At 72.2% G+C, this 7,220-nt stretch carries 6 protein-coding genes; 5 read left to right on the top strand and 1 reads right to left on the bottom strand.

Going from position 1 to position 7,220, the window contains the following annotated elements; all coding sequences use genetic code 11:
* The 4 genes from ACFULQ_RS48075 to ACFULQ_RS48060 form a co-directional block, all read left to right on the top strand.
* On the top strand, positions 1-825 hold an 825-nt coding region (locus tag ACFULQ_RS48075), incomplete at its 5' end, for an NYN domain-containing protein (RefSeq protein WP_383557891.1).
* A 211-nt stretch (positions 826-1,036) separates the two neighbouring features.
* Entirely contained in the window at positions 1,037-2,071 is a 1,035-nt protein-coding gene (locus tag ACFULQ_RS48070) for an NlpC/P60 family protein (RefSeq protein WP_383557888.1), read from the top strand.
* A gap of 188 nt (positions 2,072-2,259) precedes the next feature.
* Positions 2,260-3,276: an NlpC/P60 family protein gene (locus tag ACFULQ_RS48065; RefSeq protein ID WP_383557886.1), complete on the top strand. Its 1,017-nt coding sequence runs from the start codon at positions 2,260-2,262 to the stop codon at positions 3,274-3,276.
* Between the two features lie 33 nt (positions 3,277-3,309).
* On the top strand, positions 3,310-4,500 hold the full coding sequence (locus ACFULQ_RS48060) for a hypothetical protein (RefSeq protein ID WP_383557884.1): 1,191 nt from the start codon (positions 3,310-3,312) through the stop codon (positions 4,498-4,500).
* A 46-nt stretch (positions 4,501-4,546) separates the two neighbouring features.
* Here ACFULQ_RS48060 and ACFULQ_RS48055 read toward each other — a convergent pair whose 3' ends face one another.
* Positions 4,547-5,860, bottom strand: coding sequence for a glycosyltransferase 87 family protein (locus ACFULQ_RS48055; RefSeq protein ID WP_383557881.1), 1,314 nt, complete (start codon positions 5,858-5,860; stop codon positions 4,547-4,549).
* Between the two features lie 120 nt (positions 5,861-5,980).
* Between ACFULQ_RS48055 and ACFULQ_RS48050 the strand changes: the two genes are divergently transcribed.
* The gene (locus tag ACFULQ_RS48050) at positions 5,981-7,123 is read left to right on the top strand and encodes a glycosyltransferase family 4 protein (RefSeq protein WP_383557879.1); all 1,143 of its coding nucleotides are present in this window, start codon (positions 5,981-5,983) and stop codon (positions 7,121-7,123) included.
* Positions 7,124-7,220: the final 97 nt, after the last annotated feature.

Below are 7,220 nucleotides of genomic sequence, written 5' to 3'. Positions count from 1 at the left end.
GAGCTGGAATCGGCCAAGAAGGAAGCCGAATCGCTTCACCGCAAGCTGCGCGCGGCCCACAGCGACGTCAAGCGTGGCGAGGCCGCCCTGCGCAAGGTGCAGGGCGAGATGGACGCCGTACGCGCCGAGGGGCAGGCCCAGGTGTCGGCCGCGGAGAGCGAGACGCGGCGCCTGAAGGCCCGTCTCGGTGAGGCGGAGGCCGCTCTGGAGGCCACGCGCAGAGCGGCCCGGGAGGGGCGCAGCGTCGAGGACATGCGGGTGCGGCTGCTGCTGGACACCGTGCTGGACGCGGCCCAGGGGCTGCGCCGGGAACTGGCGTTGCCGCCCGTCTCGGTCCGGCCGGCCGAGACCGTGGACGCGGTCGAACCGGGACGAATGACCCCGAAGGACATCGCCGCGCGGGCCCTGTCCGAGAACGACCCGGCCATCCTGGACCAGCTTCTCGCCCTGCCCCAGGCCCACTTGGTGGTCGACGGCTACAACGTCACCAAGACCGGCTATCCCCAGATGCCGCTGGAGAAGCAGCGCCTGAGGCTCCTCGGGCAGCTCTCCCAGCTCGCCGCCCAGACCGGCGCCGAGGTGACCTGCGTCTTCGACGGGGCCGAGCTGGCCGCGCCGGTGCTGCTCGCGCCGCCGCGCGGGGTGCGGGTGCTGTTCTCCAAACCGGGCGTCACCGCCGACGAGTTGATCCGTCAGCTGGTGCGCGCGGAGCCGCCAGGGCGGCCGGTGATCGTCGCCTCGACCGACCGCGAGGTCGCCGACGGCATCGCCAAGGCGGGGGCCCGGCCGGTGGCTTCCGCGGTGCTTCTGAAGCGGCTGTCCTAAACCTTGAAGTTAGAGGTTTAACGCCCGAATTGGCCGTTATCGTCACGCAACGTAGGGTCAAGCCCACATCACTGCACGTGAGTTGTGTGTAAAGAATGCATGGCGTGACGGGATTTTGCTCCTGAGGATTTGAACTGATCACAGGAAGGTCACTAGGGTCTGGGCTCGAACCTCCAAGCGGGTGATCACTCAAAAGAAGGAGTTCACCTCCGTGGCGTCCCACCGTCGACCCAAGCAGCAGAGCCGAGTGCGCGTGACCGTGCTCACCACCGCAGCTGCTGCCGCCGTAGCCCTCAGCGCCAACGCCGCCAACGCGGCGCCGAGCGAGAAGCCCAGCAAGGACGAGGTCAAGGCGAAGGTCGACGCGCTCTACGAGCAGGCCGAGCAGGCCACCGAGAAGCTCAACGGCGCCAAGGAGAAGCAGCAGGAGCTCCAGAAGGAGATCTCCACGGTCCAGGACAACGTGGCCCGCGGCCAGGAGGAGCTCAACGAACTGCGCGACTCCATAGGCCTCGCCGCCGCCGCGCAGTACCGCTCCGGCTCCATCGACTCCTCTCTCCAGCTCTTCCTGTCCTCGAACCCCGAGGACTACCTGGACAAGGCCTCCACGGCCGACCAGCTCAGCGCCCAGCAGGTCGACGCGCTGAAGAAGATCCAGGAGAAGCAGCGCGAGCTCGCCCAGCAGCGCGCCGAGGCCACCGAGAAGCTCCAGGACCTCGCGAGCACCCGCGCCGAACTGGCCAAGCAGAAGAAGGCCGTTCAGGCCAAGCTGGCCTCCGCACAGAAGTTGCTCAACTCCCTGACGGCCGCAGAGCGCGCCGCCCTCGCCGCCGCCGACGCCCGCGCCAGCCGCTCCGCCAGCGAGCGCGTGGACCTCGGCAACACCGGCTCCGCCTCCGCCCGGGCCCAGGCCGCCTTCCAGGCCGCCCAGAGCAAGATCGGCTCGCCCTACGTCTACGGCGCCGCCGGCCCGAGCTCCTTCGACTGCTCGGGCTTCACCTCCTGGGCGTTTGCGCAGGCCGGCGTCACCATCCCGCGCACCTCGCAGGCCCAGGCCAACGCCGGTACCCGCATCTACTCCCAGTCCGACCTGAAGGTCGGCGACCTGGTGCTCTTCTACGGCGACCTGCACCACGTCGGCTTCTACGCGGGCAACGGCATGATCCTGCACGCCCCCCGCACCGGCACGGTCGTGCGCTACGAGTCGATCAACAACATGCCGTTCCAGTTCGGCGTCCGGATCTGACACCGGACGCCGCACCGCCCGAACGGGCGAATTGCGGCAACTCCCGCTGACCCCACACCCCGCCCATGACCTGCGTCGTGGGCGGGGTGTCACGTTCCGTGGGCGCGGAGGTCGTTGGAGACGCCCCCTCCCCGGGGCTACTGTCGGCCGCGTTTCCCTGTCCGCCAGCGGAAGGAGCGCGGCTTCCCGTGGGGTCCCATCGCCGCCTTGTCCAGACGTCCGGGTTCAACCGGGGTGCCGGTGCCGCCCTCTGTGTGCTGTCCGCGGCGGCCGCCGCGCTCGGCGCCGTACCGGCGGACGCCGCCCCCTCCGACGGCACCAGGGCCGAGGTGGACCGTCTCTACGAGGAGGCCGAGCAGGCCACCGAGGCGTACAACAAGGCCGACGAGCGCGCCGACTCGCTGCGCGAGGAGATCGGCAGGGCGCAGGACGGCATCGCCCGGCAGCAGGAGCGCGTCAACTCCATGCGGGAGGCGCTCGGTTCGCTGGCCGGCGCCCAGTACCGCTCCGGCGGCCTCGACCCGTCCCTCGCGCTGCTGTTCTCCGACGACCCGGAGGACTACCTCGACAAGGCCGCGGTCCTGGACCGGATCAACGCCCACCAGGCGGGCGAGCTCAAGGACCTCCAGGAGGCGCTGCGCGAACTCGCCCAGGAACGCGCCGAGGCGGCCCGCACGCTCGGCGACCTGGAGAAGAGCCGCAAGGCGGTCGCCTCCCACAAGCGCGCGGTCGAGAAGAAGCTCGCCAGGGCGCGGGAACTCCTCAACGCCCTGCCGTCCGACGAGCGCGCCGCCTACGACCGGGCCTCCCGCTCCGGCCGCACCGAGATGCCCGACCTCTCCGGTGCGGTGGCGCCCTCGGGCCGTGCGGCCGCCGCCGTGGCCGCAGCGCAGTCGGCGCTCGGCAAGCCGTACGTGTGGGGCGCCAACGGGCCGAGCGGCTTCGACTGTTCGGGCCTGATGCAGTGGTCGTACGCCCGGGCCGGCGTCGCCCTGCCGCGCACCTCGCAGGCCCAGCGGTACGCCGGCCACCAGGTCCCGCTCTCCCAGGCCCGCCCCGGTGACCTGGTCACCTACCGCGGCGACGCCAGCCATGTGGGCATGTACGTCGGCAACGGCCAGGTCATCCACGCCCCTTACCCCGGCGCGCCGGTGCGTTACGACCCGGTGGGGATGATGCCGGGGGCGACGGTCACGCGCCCCTGACCGGGGGCCGGTGACCCCGTACGATCGGGAAACATGGCTGGTCGAAGGCAGGCGTCGAAGCACGGTCTCGTGGTGCTGTGCCTGCTGCTGGCCTCCCTCGTGGCGTGCGGTGGCAGGCCCGCCGCCGACTCCGCCCGGACCGACGTCCAGCGCGTCCTCGACCGGCGGGCCGCGGCCGTCCTCGACCGGGACCGGGCGGCGATAGCCAGGACGGGCGCGGCGGACTGGTGGAGCGACCTCAGCGCCGTCCCGCTGGCCTCCTGGTCCTACAGGGTCACGGCGGTGCACCGCGGCGGCTCCACCGCCACCGCCGACGCCGAACTCCGCTACCAGGTCGAGGGCTACGACAGCGCCCCCGTCACCGTCGCCCGCACCCTGGACCTCTCCCTGGACGCCTCCGACCACTGGTACGTCGTCCGGGAGCGGCCCGCCGAGAAGGCCCCGCAGCAGCTGTGGGACCAGGGTCCGGTGACCGTCGTACGGGGGCGGCACAGCATGGTCCTCGGCGTCGGTCAGTCCGGTGAGAAGCTGCACTCCTTCGCGGACCTGGCCGACCGCGCGGTGCCCGCCGTGTCGGACGCCTGGGGCACCGGATGGTCCCGGCACGTCGTCGTCCTCGTCCCGGCGTCCCTGGACGGCATGGCGGGCCTGCTGGGCTCGCCGGCCTCCTCGTACCGCGGGATCGCCGCCGTCACCACCGGCGAGACCGGCGCCCCCGCGCACGCGCCCGCCGACCGGATCATCGTCAACCCCGACGCGTACGCGCTCCTCGGCATCCTGGGCAGACAGGTCGTGCTGACCCACGAGACCACCCATGTCGCCACCCGCACCGCCACCACCGCCGCGACCCCGCTGTGGCTGTCGGAGGGCTACGCGGACTGGGTCGGCTACCGCGACACCGGGCGCACCCCGGCCGAGGCCGCGCCCGAGCTGGCGGAGGCCGTCTCCGCGCACCGGGTGCCGAGGGACCTGCCGTCCGACGCGGACTTCGGCTTCTCGGGCAGCGCGAGCGGGCTCGCACGGTCCTACGAGGGCGGGTGGATGGCCTGCCGGATGATCGCGAACCGGTGGGGCGAGGCGAAGCTGAACGCCTTCTACCGGGCCGTGGGCGCGCACGAGAAGCGGCCGGGCGCGGTCGAGGAGGCCCTGGCGAAGGTCCTCGACACCGACCTGGCGGACTTCACCGGCGAGTGGCGGGACTACCTGCGCGCGGAGTTCGGCTGATCCGGCAGGGTCATCCGGTGTTGTTACGGCGTGCGCGCGCCGGTGTTCAGGGGGAGGCAGGGGCCTCCTGGGCCGGGGTCCCGGTCTGCCCCGGGGCCTCGGCCCGGTACGGGGTCTCGGTCTGCTCCGGCGTCTCGGCCTGATCCGCAGCCTCGGTCTGCTCCGGTGTCTCGGCCGGGACGGGTCGCTCCGGGACCGTCTCGCGCCACAGCTCGCGCATGCCGATGACCGTGGCGAGGACCAGCAGGCCGTTGCGCACGACCAGGAGGACGATGCCGCGCGGGGTGCTGGCCACCACGTCCGCGAACCAGATCGGGAACTCCAGGACCGTCACGAAGCACGCGGCCAGCACCAGCACGGCCGGCAGGCCCATCCGGCTGGCGCGGAAGCACAGACAGGCCGCCGCCAGACCGATCAGCCACACCATGTACTGCGGGCTGATCACCCGGCTGGTGGTGGTGAACATCAGCACCGCCACCAGCGCCGCGTCGGCCGCCGTGTGGGCCCGGAACCGGGTGGCCGTCAGCCGCCACAGCAGCAGCGTGCCGAAGGCCATGCCGGTCAGCGTGAGGGCCGCCGCGCTGACGAGGGTCACCCCCGGGCCGAGGAACTCGACCGAGCCGTAGTTGAGCAGCACCGAGCCGTCCCAGCCGTGGTGCCGGGCGATGTGGAAGACCAGGGAGCCCAGCGACTCCACCTCGGTGCCGCGCTCCCGCTGGAAGGTCAGGAAGGCGAAGGCCCCGGGCATGGCCACCGCGAACACTCCGGCGACCACCAGGGCCGTCACCGCCGCCGAGGCCCACACGCTGCGCCTGCGGATCCCGACCAGGATCAGCGCCGGCCACACCTTCAGCATGGCCCCGAAGCCCACCAGGGCCCCCGCCACCTTCGGATGCCGGGCCGCCGCGAGCACGGCCGCGACCGCCACCGCGGTCACCATCACGTCGTAGCGGGAGTAGACGGTCGGTCCGAGCAGGGGTACGCCCGCCACCCACACCCAGGCCCCGCGCAGCCGCCGACCGGGCCGCAGGCCCGCGTACAGCAGCAGGGCGAGGACGGCCAGGTCGGCGGCGAAGGCGAGGAGGAAGAAGGCCTGGGTGTACTCCAGGAAGGGCAGCAGCGCGGGGGAGAGGATCGCGAGGGCCGCGGCCGGGGGGTACTGCCAGGTCACGTCGTCCTGCGGGAACGTTCCGGTGCGCAGGACCTCGTACCAGCCCTGGTAGATGACCGTCACGTCACTGGTGACGTCCGGGCCGGGGAAGACGTACACCTTGTAGACCCAGAGCAGCAGCAACAGCCTGGTCACGCCCCAGGTCAGCAGCAGTCCGGTCAGGGACCGCCGCCAGGCCGTCGTCTCCACGTGATCCCCTGCCGTTCATTTCCGGTCTTGAGGAGAACATGATGTCCCGCTCTCCTGTGAGGGTGCCATAAACGCGGCCGTGCCCGGCTGTGAGCAGCCGGTTCGGTAGGGTCGGCGGCGATGCACAAGACCCTGATCGTGACGAACGACTTCCCGCCCCGGCCCGGTGGCATCCAGGCGTTCCTGCACAACATGGCGCTGCGGCTCGACCCCGAGCGGCTGGTCGTGTACGCCTCCACCTGGAAGCGCGGCCGGGAGGGCACCGAGGCCACCGCGGCCTTCGACGCCGAGCAGCCCTTCACCGTCGTACGGGATGCCACGACCATGCTGCTGCCGACGCCCGGGGCGACCCGGAAGGCCGTCGGGCTGCTGCGGGAGCACGGCTGTACGTCGGTGTGGTTCGGGGCGGCCGCGCCGCTCGGGCTGATGGCGCCGGCGCTCCGGAGGGCCGGGGCGGAGCGGCTGGTGGCGACGACCCACGGGCATGAGGCGGGGTGGGCCCAACTGCCCGCCGCGCGGCAGCTGCTGGGCCGCATCGGGGAGTCCACGGACACGATCACCTACCTCGGGGAGTACACGCGGTCGCGGATCGCCGGCGCGCTGTCCCCGGCGGCGGCCGGGCGGATGGTGCAGCTGCCGCCGGGGGTCGACGAGAAGACCTTCCATCCCGGGTCCGGCGGGGACGCCGTGCGGGCGCGGCTGGGGCTCACGGACCGGCCGGTGGTGGTGTGCGTCTCGCGCCTGGTGCCGCGCAAGGGGCAGGACACCCTCATCCTCGCCATGCCGCGGATTCTGGCCGAGGAGCCCGACGCGGTGCTGCTGATCGTCGGGGGCGGTCCGTACGAGAAGGAACTGCGCAGACTCGCACAGGAGACCGGCGTCGCCGCCTCCGTGCGCTTCACCGGGGCCGTGCCCTGGGCCGAGCTGCCCGCGCACTACGGCGCCGGGGACGTCTTCGCGATGCCGTGCCGGACCAGGCGGGGCGGGCTGGACGTCGAGGGGCTCGGGATCGTCTACCTGGAGGCCTCCGCGACCGGGCTGCCGGTCGTCGCCGGGGACTCGGGCGGGGCCCCCGACGCCGTCCTCGACGGCGAGACCGGCTGGGTCGTGCGGGGCGGGTCGGTCGAGGAGGCGGCCGAACGGATCACCGTCCTGCTCGGTGATGCGGAACTGCGGAGGCGCATGGGGGAGCGGGGGCGGGAGTGGGTCGAGGAGAAGTGGCGCTGGGACTTGTTGGCGGAAAAGTTGAAGACGTTGCTATAGCCGGAGCCCGATAATCCGCCGATGCTGCGCGCATGGCAGCAAAACTGATACAGCGTCAGCTGACTAGACGTCAGATCCTTGGTATGGCCGCCCTCCA

The sequence above is a fragment of the Streptomyces sp. NPDC057253 genome (assembly GCF_042669125.1).
GTDB lineage: Bacteria > Actinomycetota > Actinomycetes > Streptomycetales > Streptomycetaceae > Streptomyces.
This window is presented reverse-complemented; position numbering and strand designations above follow the sequence as displayed.